The sequence below is a fragment of the Cupriavidus necator A5-1 genome, assembly GCF_000744095.1.
Classification (GTDB): Bacteria; Pseudomonadota; Gammaproteobacteria; order Burkholderiales; family Burkholderiaceae; genus Cupriavidus; species Cupriavidus necator_A.
Window position 1 is genome coordinate 3721879 of the sequence record NZ_JQLI01000008.1, and the last position, 18368, is coordinate 3740246.

At 68.7% G+C, this 18368-nt stretch carries 20 protein-coding genes; 15 read left to right on the top strand and 5 right to left on the bottom strand.

The genetic code is table 11. From position 1 onward, the window contains the following. The first annotated feature begins 177 nt into the window (after window positions 1–177). Both K307_RS41290 and K307_RS41295 read left to right on the top strand, forming a co-directional pair. Window positions 178–1038, top strand: coding sequence for a PhzF family phenazine biosynthesis protein (locus K307_RS41290; protein WP_042886787.1), 861 nt, complete (start codon window positions 178–180; stop codon window positions 1036–1038). A gap of 54 nt (window positions 1039–1092) precedes the next feature. Beyond that, the gene (locus K307_RS41295; protein WP_042886788.1) at window positions 1093–1710 is read left to right on the top strand and encodes a pyridoxamine 5'-phosphate oxidase family protein; all 618 of its coding nucleotides are present in this window, start codon (window positions 1093–1095) and stop codon (window positions 1708–1710) included. A 48-nt stretch (window positions 1711–1758) separates the two neighbouring features. Here K307_RS41295 and K307_RS41300 read toward each other — a convergent pair whose 3' ends face one another. Next, complete coding sequence (locus K307_RS41300) at window positions 1759–3195, bottom strand: CoA transferase (RefSeq protein ID WP_042886789.1); 1437 nt, start codon at window positions 3193–3195, stop codon at window positions 1759–1761. Window positions 3196–3448: 253 nt separating this feature from the next. Here K307_RS41300 and K307_RS41305 point away from each other — a divergent pair, with 253 nt between their 5' ends. From K307_RS41305 to K307_RS41335, 7 genes are all read left to right on the top strand, one after another. Beyond that, entirely contained in the window at window positions 3449–5206 is a 1758-nt protein-coding gene (locus K307_RS41305) for a glutamine--tRNA ligase/YqeY domain fusion protein (RefSeq protein ID WP_042888085.1), read from the top strand. A 14-nt stretch (window positions 5207–5220) separates the two neighbouring features. Beyond that, on the top strand, window positions 5221–5439 hold the full coding sequence (locus tag K307_RS41310) for an RNA-binding S4 domain-containing protein (protein ID WP_042888086.1): 219 nt from the start codon (window positions 5221–5223) through the stop codon (window positions 5437–5439). 61 nt (window positions 5440–5500) lie between these two features. Next, complete coding sequence (locus K307_RS41315) at window positions 5501–5884, top strand: MAPEG family protein (protein ID WP_042886791.1); 384 nt, start codon at window positions 5501–5503, stop codon at window positions 5882–5884. A gap of 3 nt (window positions 5885–5887) precedes the next feature. Further along, window positions 5888–6478, top strand: coding sequence for a YceI family protein (locus K307_RS41320; RefSeq protein ID WP_051975409.1), 591 nt, complete (start codon window positions 5888–5890; stop codon window positions 6476–6478). A 112-nt stretch (window positions 6479–6590) separates the two neighbouring features. Further along, window positions 6591–6899: a hypothetical protein gene (locus tag K307_RS41325; RefSeq protein WP_042886792.1), complete on the top strand. Its 309-nt coding sequence runs from the start codon at window positions 6591–6593 to the stop codon at window positions 6897–6899. A 157-nt stretch (window positions 6900–7056) separates the two neighbouring features. Beyond that, on the top strand, window positions 7057–7605 hold the full coding sequence (locus tag K307_RS41330; RefSeq protein ID WP_042886793.1) for a YaeQ family protein: 549 nt from the start codon (window positions 7057–7059) through the stop codon (window positions 7603–7605). Between the two features lie 59 nt (window positions 7606–7664). Next, window positions 7665–8012, top strand: coding sequence for an FKBP-type peptidyl-prolyl cis-trans isomerase (locus K307_RS41335; RefSeq protein WP_042886794.1), 348 nt, complete (start codon window positions 7665–7667; stop codon window positions 8010–8012). Between the two features lie 75 nt (window positions 8013–8087). Here K307_RS41335 and K307_RS41340 read toward each other — a convergent pair whose 3' ends face one another. Then, complete coding sequence (locus K307_RS41340; RefSeq protein ID WP_042886795.1) at window positions 8088–8408, bottom strand: hypothetical protein; 321 nt, start codon at window positions 8406–8408, stop codon at window positions 8088–8090. A gap of 256 nt (window positions 8409–8664) precedes the next feature. Here K307_RS41340 and K307_RS41345 point away from each other — a divergent pair, with 256 nt between their 5' ends. Together K307_RS41345 and K307_RS41350 are read left to right on the top strand one after the other, a co-directional pair. After that, window positions 8665–9432 (top strand): gamma-glutamylcyclotransferase, encoded by a 768-nt coding sequence (locus tag K307_RS41345; RefSeq protein WP_042886796.1) that lies wholly within the window; start codon window positions 8665–8667, stop codon window positions 9430–9432. Window positions 9433–9449: 17 nt separating this feature from the next. Beyond that, complete coding sequence (locus K307_RS41350; protein WP_080745393.1) at window positions 9450–10250, top strand: ankyrin repeat domain-containing protein; 801 nt, start codon at window positions 9450–9452, stop codon at window positions 10248–10250. 125 nt (window positions 10251–10375) lie between these two features. On the opposite strand, the gene K307_RS41355 is transcribed toward K307_RS41350, so the two are convergent. Further along, entirely contained in the window at window positions 10376–12088 is a 1713-nt protein-coding gene (locus K307_RS41355) for a long-chain fatty acid--CoA ligase (protein ID WP_042886797.1), read from the bottom strand. Between the two features lie 235 nt (window positions 12089–12323). Here K307_RS41355 and trxA point away from each other — a divergent pair, with 235 nt between their 5' ends. Both trxA and K307_RS41365 read left to right on the top strand, forming a co-directional pair. Beyond that, the gene (trxA, locus tag K307_RS41360) at window positions 12324–13172 is read left to right on the top strand and encodes a thioredoxin (RefSeq protein ID WP_042886798.1); all 849 of its coding nucleotides are present in this window, start codon (window positions 12324–12326) and stop codon (window positions 13170–13172) included. Window positions 13173–13242: 70 nt separating this feature from the next. Then, complete coding sequence (locus tag K307_RS41365) at window positions 13243–13620, top strand: cupin domain-containing protein (RefSeq protein ID WP_042886799.1); 378 nt, start codon at window positions 13243–13245, stop codon at window positions 13618–13620. 18 nt (window positions 13621–13638) lie between these two features. Here the strand turns inward: K307_RS41365 and K307_RS41370 are convergent, their stop codons facing one another. Continuing rightward, window positions 13639–14079, bottom strand: coding sequence for a bacteriohemerythrin (locus K307_RS41370; RefSeq protein ID WP_042886800.1), 441 nt, complete (start codon window positions 14077–14079; stop codon window positions 13639–13641). Window positions 14080–14202: 123 nt separating this feature from the next. On the opposite strand from K307_RS41370, the gene K307_RS41375 reads away from it, so the two are divergent. Further along, window positions 14203–14781, top strand: coding sequence for an AAA family ATPase (locus tag K307_RS41375; RefSeq protein ID WP_042886801.1), 579 nt, complete (start codon window positions 14203–14205; stop codon window positions 14779–14781). A gap of 29 nt (window positions 14782–14810) precedes the next feature. On the opposite strand, the gene tcdA is transcribed toward K307_RS41375, so the two are convergent. Further along, window positions 14811–15671, bottom strand: coding sequence for a tRNA cyclic N6-threonylcarbamoyladenosine(37) synthase TcdA (tcdA, locus tag K307_RS41380; RefSeq protein ID WP_080745455.1), 861 nt, complete (start codon window positions 15669–15671; stop codon window positions 14811–14813). A 232-nt stretch (window positions 15672–15903) separates the two neighbouring features. On the opposite strand from tcdA, the gene K307_RS41385 reads away from it, so the two are divergent. Continuing rightward, on the top strand, window positions 15904–18219 hold the full coding sequence (locus K307_RS41385; protein ID WP_042886802.1) for an AsmA family protein: 2316 nt from the start codon (window positions 15904–15906) through the stop codon (window positions 18217–18219). Window positions 18220–18368: the final 149 nt, after the last annotated feature.

The window sequence follows — 18368 nt, forward strand, 5'->3', positions numbered from 1 at the left end:
TCCAGCCTGACTGCAGCACCTGCGGTACCGAGGACGCCCGGGACACCCCGGGCGTTTGTTTTTGTCCCGTCGGTCGACCGATACAACTGGCCCGCCCGCGATCGCCCCAACTGTGCATGGCGCGCTCGCCCTGCCTCCGTACACTTGTGATCAACAAGCCTCCGGAGCCCCCGCGCCATGAACACCTACGCCTTCCGCCTGCTCAACGTGTTTGCCGAATCCACCTTCGGCGGCAATCCCCTGTGCGTGTTCGAGGACGCGCGCGGCCTGGACGATGCCAGCATGCAGGCGCTGGCGCTGCAGTTCAACTTGTCGGAAACCACCTTCATCCTGCCGTCCGACAACGCCAGCGCGCGTGTGCGCATCTTCACCCCCGGCTACGAGATGCGCTTTGCCGGCCATCCCACGCTGGGCACCGCGCACGTGGTACGCGAACTGGCCGGCACCGGCGACGCACTGACGCTGGAATTCCTCGCAGGCATCGTGCCGGTCACCGCGCAGGGCGATGTCTGGACCTTCACCGCCCCGCACAGCGGCAAGCCCAGGACCGCACCGACCGGCCTGCCCGATTCCGAAATGGCGAGCCTGCTCGGCCTGGAAGAACGCGACCTGCTGGCGTCGCCGATGTGGGTCGATTCCGGCGCCGACCAGTTGCTGGTCGCGGTGCGCAGCTCCGAGGCCGTGCGCCGTGCCAGCCCGGACAGCTCGCGCCTGGCAATCTGGCCGCAGAGCAGCCTGGGCCGCAAGACCGCCTATGTCTTTGCCTTCGACCCCGAGCGACCGGGCCGGGTGCTGTCGCGCTACTTCTTCACCAAGCAAGGCGGCGGCGTGGCCGAGGATCCGGGCACCGGCTCGGCCTGCGCCAACCTCGGCGGCTGGCTGCTGGCCACCGGCCACGCACTGCCGGCGGAATACGCGATCGACCAGGGCGAGGCCGTGGACCGCCCCTGCCGGCTGCGGCTGGCGGTCGACGCGGACGGCGCGATCCGCGTCGGCGGCCGCGTGATCGAGATCGGCCGCGGGTCCGTCACCCTGTGAGCGCACCTGCGCTACATTGACGGCTTGCGCCCAACGTCCAACGCCCGAACCGCCATGACCTCGCACGCCATCACTACCCTGGCCGAACTGGAAGCGCTCTATGCGCAGCCCGCCGCCCCGTCGCTGGCCAAGGAAGTCGACCACCTGCACCCGCACTACCGCGCCTTTATCGAGGCGGCCCCGTTCTGCCTGCTGTCGACCGTGGGCGAGCAATGGGCCGAATGCTCGCCGCGCGGCGATGCGCCCGGCTTCGTGCAGGTGCTGGACGAACGCACGCTGCTGCTGCCGGACCGGCGCGGCAACAACCGCATCGACAGCCTGCGCAATATCGTCGCCGATCCGCGCGTGGGCCTGCTGTTCGTGATCCCCGGCGTCAACGAGACCATCCGCGTCAACGGCACCGCGCAGATCAGCGTCGATCCTGCGCTGATCGCGCGCTGCGTGGTCGATGGCAAGGCGCCGACCACGGTGCTGGTGGTGACGGTGCAGTCGGTGTTCTTCCAGTGCGCCCGCGCGCTGATCCGCTCGCGGCTTTGGGCCGTCGATGCGCAGGTCGCGCGCCGGACGCTGCCCAGCGACGGCGAGATCCTGGCCACGCTGAGCGGGAACGCCATCGACGGCGCCGCCTACGACCGCGACCTGCCCGAACGGCAGCGCACCACCCTCTACTAACCCGTTACCGCAAAGCGCCATGTCCACGCGCGGGGCGCCTGATTCCGCCTACCCGCGCGGCAGCCACTCCGGCGCGTGGGTGCCGAGCGGCTCGGACGGCAGCGTCCAGCGCGCCGGCGTCTCTGACAGCCGCGCCGCATGCCGCACCGTCGTCAGCATGCCAAAACCGGAAGGCACCGCTTCGAGCAGGTCTGCGATGTCGTCGATCTTCTGCTCGGGCGCCTTCAAGCCGTCCTGCACCCTTCCCAATCCGCGCAACCACTGTCCGACCTGCGCCAGCGACACGCGCACATGCCAGCTCCCGCCCTCGATGGCGCGCCGGTGCAGCGCCGCCATCGCGCCGAATGCCAGCAGGTAGCCCGCGGCATGGTCCAGCACCTGTGCCGGCAGCGGCCGTGGCGTATCGCTGCCGGCGGCCCCGGCTTCGGCATGGTTGAAGCCGGTCGCGGTCTGCACCAGTGAATCGAAGCCGCGTTTGTGCGCCCACGGCCCCACGTGGCCATATGCGCTCAATGACACATAGACGATGCCCGGCCGCGCCCGCGCCGCGGCTTCCGGACCCATGCCCAGCTCGGCCAGCCCGCCGGGGCGGTAACCCTGCACTATCACGTCGGCACCGTGCAGCAGCTTGTGCAATGTGCGCTTGTCGTCGGGATCGCGCAGGTCGAGCTGGCAGCTGCGCTTGCCGCGGCCGGTGTCGATCACCAGCGGCGGGATCGACGGCAGGTGCGCGGCGGTGACCAGCAGCACGTCGGCACCGTGCGCGGCGAGCGTGCGCCCCGCCACCGGCCCGGCGATGATGCGGGTGAAGTCGAGCACGCGCACGCCCGACAGTGGCTGCGCGTCAAGTGACGCAGGCGCCGGCAGCGGCTGCGGTGCGTCGCCGATGCGCTCCAGCGTCAGCGGCGGCAACCCGCGCAACGCAGCCGCGTGCGGATGGCGGTCCCATTCGTCGAAGCTGCGCATCGCGGCGACCACCATGCCGGCGTCGGACGCCGCGGTCTCGAAGGCTTCCGCTTCCCGTTTCTCCAGCGCGGCCTGCACCGCCGCCTTGTCGTTGGCGCAGCCCAGCAGCCGCAGCACGCCGTCGCGGTGATGCGGGAAGTTGGTGTGCAGCCGGACCCAGCGGCCGTCGCCGCAGCGGTAGGTGCCGGCGATCTTGTCCCACAGTTCGGGCGCGGCGCCGCCGTCGACGCGCAGGTAGCGCTCGCTGCGGAATTCGGTGATGGCATGGCGCATGTCGACGCCGACCTGCTGCCAGCGGCCGGTGCGGCTGTGCCACAGCGCGGCCGCGGCCAGCGCGGAGGCTGCCAGGCTGGCCTGGGCGGCGGTGCCGACGGCGAAGCTCGAAGGCAGCACCGGCTCGGCGCCGTCCAGGTTCAGGTGAGCCAGCGCCTCGGCCGGCAGGCCGGCGTCGCGCCACAGCGCGGCGACAACCTCGGAGGGCTCGGGCGGCGTGGGTGCCGCATCAGGATGGGTGGTCATGAGCGTTCCAGCAGCGATGGGTCGGAAACCGGCCGCCAGGGGTCAGCCGGCATGGGCCTTTATGCTACTCCCACGCATCACTTTCGTCGCACCGGCATGCTTCGGCGCAGCGCAAACCCGGGATATGGCCGGAAATCCGCGGCTGCTCGCGGCGTGCGGCGCCGCCGGCACGGTAAAATCCCGGTATTGGCATTCCGCCACGCAATCTGACGACCCGGTCGCCCTACACGACGACCGGCCAACCGGCGCCACCATGAGCCACGACAACAAGCCTACCGACAGCACCCCCGCCGCCTCCAACTTCCTGCGGAGCATCATCGACCAGGACCTCGCCGCCGGCACCTATGCCGGCCGCCAGGACAAGGCCGGCGAACCGCTGCCGACCGTGATCACCCGCTTCCCGCCGGAGCCCAACGGCTACCTGCATATCGGTCACGCCAAGAGCATCTGCCTGAACTTCGGGCTGGCGCGCGACTACGGCGGCCGCTGCCACCTGCGCTTCGACGATACCAACCCGGTCAAGGAAGACACCGAATACGTCGATTCGATCATCGACGCCGTGCACTGGCTTGGCTTTTCCTGGGACAGCCAGGGCAAGGACGGCGAAAAGCACGCGCACCTGTACTACGCCAGCGACTACTTCGACCAGCTCTACGCATTTGCCGAGAAGCTGATCGAGCGCGGCGCCGCCTACGTCGACAGCCAGAGCGCCGAGCAGATCGCCGCCAACCGCGGCAATTTCTCCGAGCCGGGCAAGCCCTCGCCGTACCGCGAGCGCAGCGTCGAAGAGAATCTGCAGTTGTTCCGCGACATGCGTGCCGGCAAGTACGCCGACGGCGAACACGTGCTGCGCGCCAAGATCGACATGACCGCGCCCAACATCGTGATGCGCGACCCGGTGATCTACCGCATCCGCCATGCGCATCACCACCGCACGGGCGACAAGTGGTGCATCTACCCGATGTACGACTTCACCCACTGCATCTCGGACGCGATCGAGAACATCACGCACTCGCTGTGCACGCTGGAGTTCGAGAACAACCGCCCGCTGTATGACTGGGTGCTGGAGCACCTGCGCGACTGCGGCGTGTTCCAGGATCCGCTGCCGCACCAGTACGAGTTCGCGCGCCTGAACCTCACCTACGCCATCACCAGCAAGCGCAAGCTCAAGCTGCTGGTCGACGATAAGCGCGTCGACGGCTGGGACGATCCGCGCATGCCCACCCTCGTCGGCATCCGCCGCCGCGGCTACACGCCGGAGGCCATCCAGCTGTTCTGCGACCGCGTCGGCGTGGCCAAGGCCGACAGCTGGATCGACATGAGCACGCTCGAAGGCGCGGTGCGCGACGACCTCGACGGCCGTGCCGCGCGCGGCGTGGCCGTGCTGGACCCGCTGCGCCTGGTGATCGACAACTACCCCGAAGGCCAGAGCGAAGAGTGCTCGGCACCGGTGCACCCGAAGCAGCCGGAACTCGGCCGCCGCGTGTTCCCGCTGTCGCGCGAGCTGTGGATCGAGCGCGAGGACTTCAACGAGAACCCGCCCAAGGGCTATTTCCGCCTGTTCCCGGGCAACAAGGTGCGGCTGAAATACGGCTACGTCATCGAGTGCACCGGCGTGGAAAAGGACGCCGACGGCAACATCATTGCCGTGCATGCCGACTACTTGCCCGATACCAAGAGCGGCACACCGGGCGCCGACAGCGTCAAGGTCAAGGGCGTGATCCACTGGGTCAGCGCGGCGCACGGGTATGAGGCCGAGGTGCGCCTCTACGACCGACTGTTCAACGACCCGAATCCGGATGCCGGCGGCAAGAACTTCCTGGATGCGCTCAACCCGGATTCCAAGAAGGTAATTACCGCCTACCTGGAGCCAGGACTGCGCGAGGCCCAGCCGGAAGACCGCGTCCAGTTCGAGCGCCACGGCTACTTCGTCGCCGACCGCACCGATTCGCAGCCGGGCAAGCCGGTCTTCAACCGCATCGTCGGTTTGAAAGACAGCTGGGGCAAGTAATGGCCAAGCCAGGCATGCAGACCATTACCTTCCCGCTCGAGGGCGAGTTCATCGCCCTCAATGACCTGCTCAAGCTGGCGGGCGTGTGCGACAGCGGCGGCGCCGGCAAGGCGCTGGTCGCCGCGGGCGAGGTCTCGGTGGACGGCGCGCCCGAATCGCGCAAGACTGCGAAGATTCGCGCCGGGCAGGTGGTGGGCCTGGCGGGTATCGAGATCCGCGTGGTCGCCGCCTGACCGCACGGGCCGGGCCGGCCATCGCAAGCGCGCCGGCGTAGCAACCGAAAGGACTGGGACCATGCCGATCGCGTTCTGGTGCGTACTGCTGGCCGGCGTGCTGCCGCTGGTGACAGTGGCGATCGCCAAGTCCAGCGCGCCGGGCTTTGACAACCATGACCCACGCGGCTGGCTGGACCGCCAGACCGGCCGCGCACGCCGCGCTGACATGGCGCACCGCAACCACTTCGAGGCCTTCCCGTTCTTTGCCGTGGCCGTGCTGGCCGCCAGTTACCTGGAGGCGCCGCAGGCCCGCATCGACGAACTGTCGGTGGTCTTCATCATCGCCCGCATCCTCTACACGGTGTGCTACCTGGCCGACCGCGCCACGCTGCGTACGCTGTGCTGGACCATCGGGTACCTGTCGGTGGTGGGGATCTTCCTGCTGCCGGTCTTCTTCTACTGAACCATGACCGTACGCACGCTGGCCCTTGCCGTCGCCATGTCCTGTGCCCTGGGCGCACAGGCCGCGCCGGTCGAATACACCATCGACCCGGCCCACACCACCGTCTATTTCGCCGCCAGCCATTTCGAACGCAGCTCGGTGCGCGGGCGCTTCGGCAAGATCGACGGGCGCATCCTCTATGACGCCGACAGCGGCGCCGGCGCGTTCGACGTGACCGTCGACCTGGCCTCGGTCGACACCGGCAATCGCACGCTAGACGGTGTGCTGCGTTCCGCACAATTCTTCGATGTCGCCCAGTTTCCAGTGGCGCGAGTGCGCGCGCAGCGCTTTATCGTCGAGGGCGGCCGGCTGATCGCGGTCGAGGGTGAACTGACCGTGCACGGCGTGACGCAGCCGCTGCGTTTGCAGGCCGAGCGCTTCCGCTGTGGCGAGGTCACGCTGTTCGGCGTCAGCCGCCAGGCCTGCGGCGGCGACTTCCGCGCCGAAGTGGCGCGCAGTGCCTTCGGCATAACCCGCTTCCTGCCCGATGTGGGTGACACCATCACGCTGCAAGTGGCGGTCGAGGCATCGCCCGCGGGCAGCCCCGCGCAATAACCCGAAGCGTCCCCGAAGCGTCACCTTCGGCACGAACTTCTCTTGTAGAATCAGCGCTTTGCCAATTCCCTGCCACGCGCGCCTGCGTGTGCGGCGACGCGAGACAGAGAACATGTTCGAGATCACATCCGGCGACATCGTGGCCGCCGCGCTGGCGGCTGCCGGCGCCTGCCTGGCCTGCAGCATCCCCGGCGACTTCCTGCGCCGTTTCCCGCTGTGGGCGGTGCGCACCTACGGCCGCGGCGCGCTGTTGATGCCGTTCCTGGTGATGATGGTCGGCACGTGGCTGTTCCGCCTCGGGATGGCCGGCCAGCTGGACACCCCCGCCGGACAGGCGCTAGTGGTGGCGGCGGCCTTCCTGGCCACGCTGCTGCTGTCGGCGCTGCTGCGCTTCTACCTGAAGGAATACCGCAAGCGCTGATACGTGCGGCGCGCGGCGGAACGCCCGCTGTGCCGCCTTGCCCACGTTCCCTGCGCCGCCATGCGCACGGCCCCACCATCGAATCGCGTATGATGCGGCCTTTTGCGTCTCCCGCGCCGCCCTCCCGCGCCGGGGCGCCTGCTGCTCACTTCACTTCATGGCGCTTAAATCCACCATCTTCAAAGCCGAACTGGCCGTGTCCGACATGGACCGGCCCTACTACGGCAGCCACAGCCTGACCATCGCCCAGCATCCGTCCGAGAACGACGCGCGCATGATGGTGCGCCTGCTGGCCTTCGCCTGCGAAGCCACCGAGACGCTGGCCTTCACGCGCGGCCTGGACGAGCCGGACGAGCCCGACCTGTGGGACAAGCACCTGACCGGCGACATCGCCAACTGGGTCGAACTGGGCCAGCCCGATGAAGCGCGCCTGAAGCGCGCCGCCGCCCGCGCCGAGCGTGTGAACGTCTACACCTACAACGGCCCGAGCGCGCGTGAATGGTGGAAGGGCATGGCGGGCAAGGCCGGCAAGCTGCGCAACGTCACCGTCTACAATGTCCCGACGGAAGCGGTCGAAGCGCTGGCCGCGCTGGCGCAGCGCGCGATGCGCCTGTCGGTGACGATCCAGGACGGCGATATCTGGGTCGCCGACGACGACCACAACGTGCAACTGCGGCTGGACGTGCTCCAGCGCGCCCAAGCCTGAACGCGGCCTCAGCGCTGCATTCCCCAACCCCGTCTTTTCCCATCGGAAGGAAATACGCCATGCAAACCACGCCCTCTGGCCTGCAATACGAAGACACCACCGTCGGCTCCGGCGCCGAAGCCACCGCCGGCAAGCACGTTACCGTGCACTACACCGGCTGGCTGTACGAGAACGGCCAGGCCGGCCGCAAGTTCGACTCGAGCAAGGACCGCAACGACCCGTTCGTGTTCCCGCTGGGCGCCGGCCATGTGATCCGCGGCTGGGACGAAGGCGTGGAGGGCATGAAGGTCGGCGGCGTGCGCCGCCTGGTGATCCCGGCCGACCTGGGCTACGGTGCGCGCGGCGCCGGCGGCGTGATCCCGCCGAACGCGACGCTGCTGTTTGAAGTGGAATTGCTGGCCGTCTAAAGGCCTGGCTGTCGTCCCCGCTGGCGCGGGGACGACGAGGAAGCGAATCGCAAGCTGTCAGGCGCCCTCCGCGCCTCAGAACCCGATGGCGGCGTTGCCGACATCGACGCGGACCTTGTCGCGGTCCAGCAGCCGCGCCGCATGGCGCGCATAGTCCTGCGCCCAGGCAGGATCGCCGGAGAAGCGGGCTTCTCCCGAGAACTTGGCGACATTCAGGATCTTGTCGATCACCAGCACCTTGCCGACCGGGCTCGACGCCTGGCAGTCCAGCTCGGTGTACTCATGGTCGAACCAGCGCCACGCGGCATCCTCGCTGACCGCGGCAAGCTCGTCCGTGCCGATCGTGAAGTCATATTCCTTGCCGCTGCCGAACACCACCGTAAGCGTACGCGCCATCGCAGGTTCCTCTTGGTCAGGTTGAGGCTCCCATTGTAAAGACATGGCCGCCCCGCGGGCGAGCGAATCGCGGGCGCCTGATCGCGGACAAGCGTGCGCCAGACCGCGCCCGCGCGCGTGGCACAGGCGGCACGCCGCGAGAACCGTTGTCAGGCGCCCACACCCACGCCGGTTGCTCAGGTAATTCCGAGAAAAACTGGCACTTATGTCATTTCCCCCACCTGCCCGTGGCGCGGCTTTGATTTATGCTTGCACCATGGCCATCACGCGACAGGACCTCGAATCCGACCGGCTGCGCACCTCGCTGTGCAGTACGCCGGTCGCGTCCTCGCTGCTGCCCGAAGACGTGCTCGAGCAGTCCCTCTGCGACACCCTGGCGTGCCGGCCGGACGATCCCGCGCTCGGCGGTGATGTCTGGGTATTCGGCTACGGCTCCCTGATCTGGAACCCGATGGTGGTGCACACCGACCGCCGGCGCGCGACGGTGCATGGCTATCACCGCGGCTTCTATCTCTATTCCCGCATCAACCGCGGCACCTGGGACAACCCGGGGCTGGTGCTCGGCCTGGACCGCGGCGGCTGCTGCCACGGCATGGTGTTCCGCATCCCCAGCCACGTGGTCGAGCAGGAGTTTCGCGTGCTGTGGCGGCGCGAGATGCTGACCGGCGCCTACCATCCGCGCTGGCTGCGCATCCGCACCGGCGACGGTCCCGAACAGCGCGCCCTCGCCTTCGTCATGAACCGGGCGCACGAGGCCTACGCCGGCCGGCTGCCGGATGCCGACGTGGTCGAACGCCTGCGCCATGCCGCCGGGCTGTACGGTCCGGCGCGCGAGTACCTGCAGCAAACCCTGCTGGGGCTGGCCACCAACGGCGTCGACGATCCCTATCTCGGGCGGTTGTGGCGGCAGCTGCAGGCCGGCGACGCCGCCGATGCGGAACGCTCGACGCACCCCGCAGACTGCGCCGAGGCCGAGGATGTCGCGCCGCCGCCCTTGCCGGCCACATCACGCGAAACCGTCTGAGCCCAGGAGCAGCCGCCATGATGCGCCCCGCCGCCCGCACCCGCAGACAGGCCCTCAATGAGCTGCTGGGGCTAATGGGCATGCTGGTGGGCGGTGGGCTGCTGGCGGCCCAGGGCAGCCAGACCCTGGCCCGCCCCGCCGGCGGCGCGGCCAGCCAGCCCGGCGCGGCGCGCCCGCCGCGCAATACCACTGCACGCGCGCCGGTGCACAGCGACGGCATCAGCGCACTGGACCGCAACCTGATCACGGCCGCCGGGATCGGCGACCAGGACATGGTGGCGCGCCTGCTGGCCGCGGGTGCGACGGCGCGCGCGATTGACGAACGCGGGCGCAGCGCGCTGCTGGCGGCGGTGCAGAACCGGCATCTCGAGGTCGCGCGCATGCTGCTCCTGGCCGGTGCCGATGTCAATTGCAAGGACGCCGACGCCAACAGTCCCTTCCTGCTGGCCGCCGCCACGGGGCAGCCCGAGATGGTGCAGCTAGCGCTGGCGCATGGCGCCGACCTTGCCAGCACCGACCGCTATCACGGTACCGCGCTGATCGCCGCCAGCCAGCACGGGCATGTGGAGGTGGTGAAGCTGCTGCTGAAGGCTGGCGTTGCGATCGACCATGTCAACGACCTGGGCTGGACTGCACTGCTGGAGGCGGTGGTGCTGGGCGATGGCAGCGCGCGTTATGAGGAGACGGTGCAGTTGCTGCTGGATGCGGGTGCGGATGCCAACCTGGCTGACCGCGAAGGCGTGACGCCGACGCGCCATGCGCGGGAGCGGGGGTATAAGACGATGGTGAAGATGCTGATGCGGGTGCGGGGGCATTGAGGTCTCGCGATGCCGCGCGCAGCAGGCACCCCTCTCCCGCATGCGGGAGAGGGAGAACACCTTGCTTAGGCTAGCTCGGGCGGCCTTGGCGCACCCAAAACCGTTGGCTTCCTTTTACTACTTCCTCAAGCCGCCGGCTTCTCCCCTTGCGCATTGCGCGCATTCTCGCTTTCCTGCAGATGCCGCCACATCACCTTGCCGGTGCCCGACTTCGGCAGCGCGTCCACGAACTCCACCACGCGCGGATACTTGTACGCGGCCATATTCTCCTTGGCCCATTCGATGATCGCTTCCGGCGTGGTCTTGCCCTTGGCATGCGCGCGCAGCACCACCACCGCCTTGACCGTCTCGCCGCGGTACGGGTCGCGCGTGCCGATGATGCAGGCCTCCTGCACGTCGGGGTGCTTGTACAGCAGGTTCTCCACCTCGGCCGGCCAGACCTTGAAGCCCGACGCATTGATCATGCGCTTGAGGCGGTCGGTGATGAAGTAATAGCCCTCTTCATCCATGCGGCCCAGGTCGCCGGTGCGGAAGAAGGTCTTGCCCTCGAACTCGATAAAGGCGTCGCGCGTGGCGTCTTCCTTGCCCCAGTAGCCCTTGAACACCTGCGGGCCGCTGACGATGATCTCGCCGATCGCGTTGGGCGGCAGTTCCTTGAGCGTGACCGGGTCGATTACGCGCGCATCGGTGTTGAAGGTCGGCACGCCCAGGCACTGCAGCTTGGGCCGGTCCGACGGGTTGCCGTGCGTCGGCGCCATGGTCTCGGACAGGCCGTAGCCTTCCAGGTAGCTGAGCCCGAACTGCTCGCGCAGCCGCTCGGCCACGGCCTGCGGCATGGCCGCACCGCCACCGCCGATATAGCGCAGGCTCGACAGGTCGAACTGCGCCAGGTTGGGGCTTGCCAGGAAATCGATCACCATGGTCGGGATATTGGTCCAGTGCGTGACCTGGTAGCGCGAGATCAGGCGGCCGGCCACCTCGCGATCCCAGCGCGGCAGCATCACCACGGTAGCGCCGCTGTAGATCGGCCCGTTCATGCCGTACTGCATGCCGGTAACGTGGAACAGCGGCAGCACCGACAGGATCACGGACTCGGCGCCCGAGCCCGACCAGGTCGCGCCGCCGACGATGTTGTGCATCACTGAGCGATGCGTATGGATGCAGCCCTTGGGGAAGCCGGTGGTGCCGGAAGTGTAGGGCATCACCGCCATGTCATCCGGCCCGGCAATGTGCGGGCCGGGCAGCAGGCCGGCGCCAAGCGCCTCGGTCCACGCGGTAGCGCCCGCGGGCAGCGGGTGCGGCGTGGTCAGCCAGGCCGGCGGGGCGTCTTCCGGATGCACATGCGTGGGCGGCAGCGCGTCGGCGTACTGCGTCACCAGCAGGTGCTGGAGGCGCTCGGCCGGCGCCAGTTCGGACACGGCCTGTTCGACGCCCGCTGCAAGGTCCGCCGTGCAGATCGCCACGCGCGCCTGTGCATCGGTGACGTAGTGCTTGAATTCCTCGGCGCGGTTCATCGGGTTGACTGGCACCACCACCGCGTCGGCACGCAGGATGGCGTAGTAGCTGACGATGAACTGCGGGCAGTTCTGCATGTACAGCAGCACCCGGTCGCCCTTCGTCACGCCGGCCTTCTGCTGCAGCCAGCCCGCAAGCGCGGTGGCCTGCGCCTCCAGCTCGCGGAAGGTGACCGCGTTGCCGAAGTAGCGGATCGCCGCCTTGTCGGCGTAGCGGCGCGCCGACACTTCCAGGTTGTACCAGAGCGACGTCTCGGGCAGCACGATAGCGGTCGGCAGGCGCTTCGGCCAGAACTGGAAATGCGGGCGGGCTGGGGTCTGCATGGAACGTCTCCTGTGCGTCGGTCTCGGGACCGGGTCTGTCGGTATGGTCAAGGACTATAACCGAACGATCGTTCTATTTTCAACCGCAGGCTTTCCCGAACCTCGTCCGGCAGTAATTGGGGCGAGCGGTTGCATTCGGCGCCTTTGCCCTCACAATAGGGCTATCGAATGCCTCTTCCGGGCGGCCCGGTATCGCCGGGTTGCTCGCGCCCCTTTTTCCTCACCGGGATACCCCATGAGCGACGTCACCTTGCAGAATTTCGAAACCGAAGTGATCGACGCCTCGCGCCACGCGCCCGTGCTGGTCGATTTCTGGGCGCCCTGGTGCGGCCCGTGTCGCACGCTGGGCCCGATGCTGGAACGGCTCGAAGCCGAGGCCGACGGCCAGTGGAAGCTGGTCAAGGTCAATGTCGACGAGAACCAGGACCTGGCCGCACACTTCGGCGTGCGCAGCATCCCGCATGTGGTGGCGATCGCCGAAGGCCAGGCGGTGGACCAGTTCATCGGCGTGCTGCCGGAATCCGGCCTGCGCGAATTCCTGGGCCGGCTGATGCCCAAGCCCGCCCAGCTGGCGCTGTACGAGGCGCAGGAGCTGGCCGCCGCAGGCGACCGCGCCGGCGCCGAGGCCAAGTTCGCGGAAGCCATCGCGCTCGACCCGGAAGCGGCCGACACGGCACGGCTGGCCTATATCGCCTTCCTGCTGGACGGCAATGCGATCGACGAGGCCAAGGCGCAGTTCGAAGCGCTGCCGCCGCGCGCCGCGCAGCTGGACGCTTACGCCGCGTTGCGCACGCGTATGGAAGCGATGGAAAACTTGTCCGGCCTGCCCGACCAGGCCACCCTCACGCGCCGGATCGACGCCGACCCGCGCGACCTGGCGGCGCGGCTGGACCTGGCGCGGCTGCTGATCGCGCGCCAGCAGTACGAGCCGGCGCTGGAGCAGTTGCTGGAGATCGTGCGCACCGATCGCGGCTATGAGGACGATATCGGCCGCAAGACCATGTTGTCGGTATTCGAGATGCTGGCCGACCGGCCCGAGGTGGTATCGCACTGGCGCCGCCAGCTCAGCACGTCGCTGAACTGAGCGGCAGGGCTACGTCCCTGGCGCGGTAAACTGGCGGGCTCAGACCCGCCAGTTTTTTTACGTCCCCGCCATGCCCGCTCCCCGCCTGATCGATTTCAAGACCGACCCCGCCCCGACCCACGACCGCCCGCGCGAAGACCGGCTGGTGTCAGGTAACCCCGACCGCACTACCTGGACGCACTACAGCGCGCAGCATGGCGATTTCGATTGCGGCATCTGGGCTTGCGAGCCGGGCGCGTGGCGCATTGCCTTCCCGGCCGGCAAGGAAGAGTTCTTCCACGTGATCAGCGGCCGCATCCGCATCAGCGACGAGGCCGGCCAGGCCAGCGAGTTCGGCCCGGGCGACGCCTGCGTGATCCCGGCCGGCTTTACCGGGCTGTTCCAGGTGCTGGAGCCGGTGCGCAAGTATTTCGTGGTGATCGACCGCGACGCGGCGCGGCCGCTCTGAACGCTGCCGGGCTCACGCTCAGGCCGTGGTGGCCGGCCCCTCGACCAGCGTAAAGCCGTTCTCGCGCATATGTTCGACCATCATCGCGTCCATCGACTTGACGTGATGGTCGAACCAGCCTGACAGCTCGGCAACCAGGCGCCGACCCAGCCCGAACTCGGCATCGGTGTGCACCTTGTCGCGCACCGCGACGGCCACGGCCAGCACCTGCTGGTGCTCGCCCGCGTGGCAATGGCGCGGGCCGAAGCCCATCGCTTCCATCCACTGTTCTTCCTGCGCGAAATGATGGCGGGTGTGGTCGATCCACTCGTCCATCGCCGCCAGGAAGCCGGCGTCGTCGGCGCTGGCCACGGCCGCCAGCAGCTGCACGAATTCGGCATGGGTGGCATCGGTGACCGGCTCGCCCAGGTGGAGGTGGTCCGGGAGGCCGGCGGAGGAAAGCTGGTCTTTGGCGTCCATGGGATCGGCTGCAAACGTAGGAAAAACGGCAAGGATACCCAATCGCCGCGGCCCGGACCTGATCTCGCGCAAGCCGGGCGGTATGCTGTGGGCTATGCGCCCCGCCCGCCACCCCAGGATCCCATGCCACGACTGATCTTCTTCTGCGGCCATGCCGGCACTGGCAAGACCACCCTCGCCCACCGCCTGATCGGCCCGCTGATGCAGGCCACCGGCGAGCCCTTCTGCCTGCTCGACAAGGACACCCTGTACGGCCGCTACAGCGCCGCGGCGATGGCCGCCATCACCGGCGATCCCAACGACCGCGACAGCCCGGCCTACCTGGACAACCTGCGCGACCCGGAATACCAGGGGCTGCTCGATACCGCGCGCGAGAACCTGATGCTGGGCATCAGCGTGCTGGTGATCGGCCCGCTGTCGCGCGAAGTGCGCGCCCACCTGCTGCACGATCCGGACTGGCTGCACGTGCCCGACGGCACCACGGTGCGCATCGTGTGGGTCCACCTGCTGGAAGACGAGGCGCATGCGCGCATCATCAAGCGCGGCAATCCCAACGATGCCTACAAGCTGCACCACTGGGAGGCCTACCGCACGCGGCGCTTCATGCCGACCGCGGCGGAATACCCGGAACTGATCTTCTTCGACAATCTCGCCCCGGGCGAAGCCGAGCTCGACGGGCTGCTGCGCGCACTGAGCGCCTGAATGAGCGCCTGCATGAGCGCCTGAGCCCTTCAGCCGCGCGCGATCTCCCCGATCACTGCTGACGCCGCCACGAAGCCGAACACCGCCGTCACCGCCACCGACGAGCCGAAGCCCGCGCAGGCCAGCCCCTGCGGGCCGTGCGCAGTAGACTTCCCTTCGGGCGGCGGCGCCTCGTCGATCTCGCACGCCTGCTGCTCCGGCTCGGGATACTGCAGCGGCTCGTCGGAATACACCGCGGCGATGCCGAACTTCTTCTTCGGGTCGCGGGTAAAGCCCCACTGCTTGCGCAGGTTGGCGCGCACCTTGGACAGCAGCGGATCCTGGATCGTGCGCGCCAGGTCGTCGATGCGCACGCGGGTGGGATCGAGCTGGCCGCCGGCGCCGCCGCAGGTGATCACCGGCACGCCCTGGCGCCGCGCCCAGCCCAGCATCTCGGTCTTGACGCGGACCGAGTCGATGGCGTCGATCACGTAGTCATAGCCGGCGCCGAGCAACTCGGGCACGTTGTCCGGGGTGACGAAGTCATCGACCTGTGTCACCCGGCAGCGCGGGTTGATGGCGATGATGCGCTCGGCCATGGCCTCGACCTTGGCGAGGCCGTAGGCGTCGCCCAGCGCGTGGATCTGGCGGTTGGTGTTGGACAGCGCGATATGGTCGAGGTCGATCAGCGTGATGCGGCCGACCGCGTTGCGCGCCAGCGCCTCGGCGGCCCAGCTGCCGACACCGCCGATGCCGATCACGCAAACATGCGCCGCCTCCAGCCGCGCCAGCCCGGCGGCGCCGTAGAGCCGCGCCACGCCGCCAAAGCGGCGATGGTAGTCGTCATCGGCCGGGCTTTCGTGGGTCAGCGGCTCGGGCAGGCTAGCCAGGTCGTGTGCGGCATCGTTCATGCTGGAATTCGGTTCGAAGGGCTGGCGGACGCGTCGCGCGGGCATGCCGCCGCGCTCAATCCGCCGCAAAAATCCGGCGCAAAAATCCGGCATTCTCCGGCGGCGATGTCAGCCAATCCCCGACAAAGACGGGAAGCGCGCAACTATACAATAGACGTGCAGTGGTCCGTTCGCCGCCCCGCGTGCCGGTCGGCAGCTCCGGGCCCGCGCCCGCCAGACTGGAGCCCGCCTCATGCCCGTGCGCCGCAAGGTCGTTCTGTGGAGTGTCCTGACACCGATCGCGCTGATCGCGCTGCTGGTGGTCGTGATCCTGACCTTCGACTGGAACCGACTCAAGCCCTGGCTCAACGACCGCGTCTCCGAGGCCATCGGCCGCCCCTTTGCCATCAACGGCGACCTGACCGTGACCTGGCGCCGCGGCGAGGGCGAAAGAGGCTGGCATACGCTGGTGCCGTGGCCGCGGCTGGCGGCGCGCGACATCACCATCGGCAATCCCGACTGGGCCAAGCAGCCCAATCTCGCCACCGTGCGCGAGCTGATCTTCGTGCTGCGCCCGATACCGCTGCTGGCGCACCAGATCGCGGTGCCCACCATCGTCGTCGACAGCCCGGCGGTGTGGCTGGAGCGCCTGGAGGACGCCCGCAACAACTGGACCCTTGAGTTCGGCCCCAAGAAAAGCCCCTCCGCATGGGAGCTGGATATCGGCGAGGTGGTGCTGGCGCGCGGCAACCTGGCGCTGTCGGACCAGTTCAAGAAGATCGAGCTGCAGGCCGAGCTCGACACCATCGGCGACAGCGCACTGTACGACAAGGCCCGCGACGGCGCGCTGGTCGCGCCCGAGGCGTCCGCGGTGCCGCCCGGGCCGCCCGCCAGCGCGGTGGCGGCAGCTTCCGCGCCGCCGGCCTCGGCGCCTGGCGCTTCCACCCCGGCAGCCACGGCCAAGGGCGCCAACGGCCGCTACGGGGTGCGCTGGCAAGCCACCGGCCGCTACAACGACGCCACCATCAACGCCACCGGCAAGGCCGGCACGGTGCTGAGCCTGCGCAATACCGACGTGCCCTTCCCGATCCTGGCCGACGTGCGCGTGGGCACCACGCGCGCGGTGATCGAAGGCACGGTCACCAATCCCGCCCACCTGGCCGCGCTCGATATGCACCTGACGCTGACCGGCGACAGCATGTCCAAGCTCTATGCGCTGACCGGCGTGGTGCTGCCGTCGACGCCGCCGTACCAGACCCGCGGCCGGCTGATGGCGACGCTGCGCAAGGAAGGCTCGATCTACGAGTACCAGAAGTTCACCGGCCGCGTCGGCGGCAGCGACCTGTCCGGCACGCTGACCTTCACCAAGCGCGACCCACGCCCGCTGCTGGCCGGCAGCCTGGTGTCCAACCAGCTGCGCTTCGTCGACCTCGCGCCGCTGATCGGCGCCGACGCCAAGCCGGGCCGGCCGGCCAAGGACAGCCCGGTGACGCAGCCGCCCGCCAAGGTGCTGCCGGTGGCGCCGTTCCGCACTGAGCGCTGGGACGAGATCGACGCCGACGTGCATTTCACCGGCAAGCGCATCATCCGCGACGCCGAGCTGCCGATCACGGACCTGGTCACCCACCTGAAGCTGCAGGACGGCGTGCTGCTGCTCGACCCGCTCAACTTCGGCGTCGCCGGCGGCAACCTGGTGTCGACCGTGCGGCTGGACGGCAAGCGCGAGCCGATGGGGGCGATGATCGACATGACCGCGCGCCACATGAAGCTCAAGCAGCTGTTCCCAACCTTCGACCTGATGCGCGCCAGCATCGGCGAACTCAATGGCAAGGCCAAGCTGTCGGCCACCGGCAATTCGGTGGCGGCGCTGCTGGGCTCGTCCAACGGCGAGGCGCGGCTGCTGGTCGAGAACGGCACCGTCAGCAAGTTCCTGCTCGAAGCCATCGGCCTGAACGTGGGCAGCCTGGTGATTTCCAAGCTGTTCGGCGACAAGCCAGTGCAGATCCACTGTGGCGTCAGCGATTTTGCGTTTACCGACGGCATCGCGCGGGCGCGCACCTTCGTGCTAGATACCCAGGATGCGGTGATCGAGACCACCGGCGGCATCGACCTGCGCGATGAACGGCTGGCGCTGACCATCCACCCCGACTCCAAGGGGCTGCGTGTGTTCTCGCTGCGCTCGCCGCTGTACGTGGGCGGCACCATGAAAAAGCCGACCGTGAGCCCGGACATCGGCGTGCTGGCGCTGCGCGCCGGCGGCGCGCTGTCGCTGGCGCTGCTGGCGCCGGTGGCGACCGCGGTGCTGCCGCTGCTGGACATCTCGCCCGGCAGCGAGAACACCCAGTGCGCCAAACTGCTGGCCGAACTGCGCAAGCGCCCGACCGCGCCGCCGCCGGGCAAGACCTACAAGGATCCGAAGGCTGCCAGCGCGGTCGCCGGCCAGCCGGCCCCGGGCGCCACGCCGGGCACGCCGGCCGAAGCCGCGGCCCAGCCGGGCAAGCCCGCGCGTGCGGCTGACCAGCGCGCGCCGGCGCGCACGGACAGCGATGCGTTGCACAAGGGCGGCTGACCCCCTGCCATCCCTGCCATCCCCTGCGGCGTTGCGACCAGCCGCCAGCGATGGCCGCAATGCCCCGGCGGCCATGAAATGTCATCAAGGTTGTCTGAAGCAAATTCGCAACACGTTGCGCCCCTGCGTCATCCTGCCGCACTTTGCCG

Coding starts and splice junctions, on each gene's coding strand:
- K307_RS41290 (WP_042886787.1), top strand. CDS start 178: ATGAACACCTACGCCTTCCGCCTGCTCAACGTGTTTGCCGAATCCACC.
- K307_RS41295 (WP_042886788.1), top strand. CDS start 1,093: ATGACCTCGCACGCCATCACTACCCTGGCCGAACTGGAAGCGCTCTAT.
- K307_RS41300 (WP_042886789.1), bottom strand. CDS start 3,195: ATGACCACCCATCCTGATGCGGCACCCACGCCGCCCGAGCCCTCCGAG.
- K307_RS41305 (WP_042888085.1), top strand. CDS start 3,449: ATGAGCCACGACAACAAGCCTACCGACAGCACCCCCGCCGCCTCCAAC.
- K307_RS41310 (WP_042888086.1), top strand. CDS start 5,221: ATGCAGACCATTACCTTCCCGCTCGAGGGCGAGTTCATCGCCCTCAAT.
- K307_RS41315 (WP_042886791.1), top strand. CDS start 5,501: ATGCCGATCGCGTTCTGGTGCGTACTGCTGGCCGGCGTGCTGCCGCTG.
- K307_RS41320 (WP_051975409.1), top strand. CDS start 5,888: ATGACCGTACGCACGCTGGCCCTTGCCGTCGCCATGTCCTGTGCCCTG.
- K307_RS41325 (WP_042886792.1), top strand. CDS start 6,591: ATGTTCGAGATCACATCCGGCGACATCGTGGCCGCCGCGCTGGCGGCT.
- K307_RS41330 (WP_042886793.1), top strand. CDS start 7,057: ATGGCGCTTAAATCCACCATCTTCAAAGCCGAACTGGCCGTGTCCGAC.
- K307_RS41335 (WP_042886794.1), top strand. CDS start 7,665: ATGCAAACCACGCCCTCTGGCCTGCAATACGAAGACACCACCGTCGGC.
- K307_RS41340 (WP_042886795.1), bottom strand. CDS start 8,408: ATGGCGCGTACGCTTACGGTGGTGTTCGGCAGCGGCAAGGAATATGAC.
- K307_RS41345 (WP_042886796.1), top strand. CDS start 8,665: ATGGCCATCACGCGACAGGACCTCGAATCCGACCGGCTGCGCACCTCG.
- K307_RS41350 (WP_080745393.1), top strand. CDS start 9,450: ATGATGCGCCCCGCCGCCCGCACCCGCAGACAGGCCCTCAATGAGCTG.
- K307_RS41355 (WP_042886797.1), bottom strand. CDS start 12,088: ATGCAGACCCCAGCCCGCCCGCATTTCCAGTTCTGGCCGAAGCGCCTG.
- trxA (WP_042886798.1), top strand. CDS start 12,324: ATGAGCGACGTCACCTTGCAGAATTTCGAAACCGAAGTGATCGACGCC.
- K307_RS41365 (WP_042886799.1), top strand. CDS start 13,243: ATGCCCGCTCCCCGCCTGATCGATTTCAAGACCGACCCCGCCCCGACC.
- K307_RS41370 (WP_042886800.1), bottom strand. CDS start 14,079: ATGGACGCCAAAGACCAGCTTTCCTCCGCCGGCCTCCCGGACCACCTC.
- K307_RS41375 (WP_042886801.1), top strand. CDS start 14,203: ATGCCACGACTGATCTTCTTCTGCGGCCATGCCGGCACTGGCAAGACC.
- tcdA (WP_080745455.1), bottom strand. CDS start 15,671: ATGAACGATGCCGCACACGACCTGGCTAGCCTGCCCGAGCCGCTGACC.
- K307_RS41385 (WP_042886802.1), top strand. CDS start 15,904: ATGCCCGTGCGCCGCAAGGTCGTTCTGTGGAGTGTCCTGACACCGATC.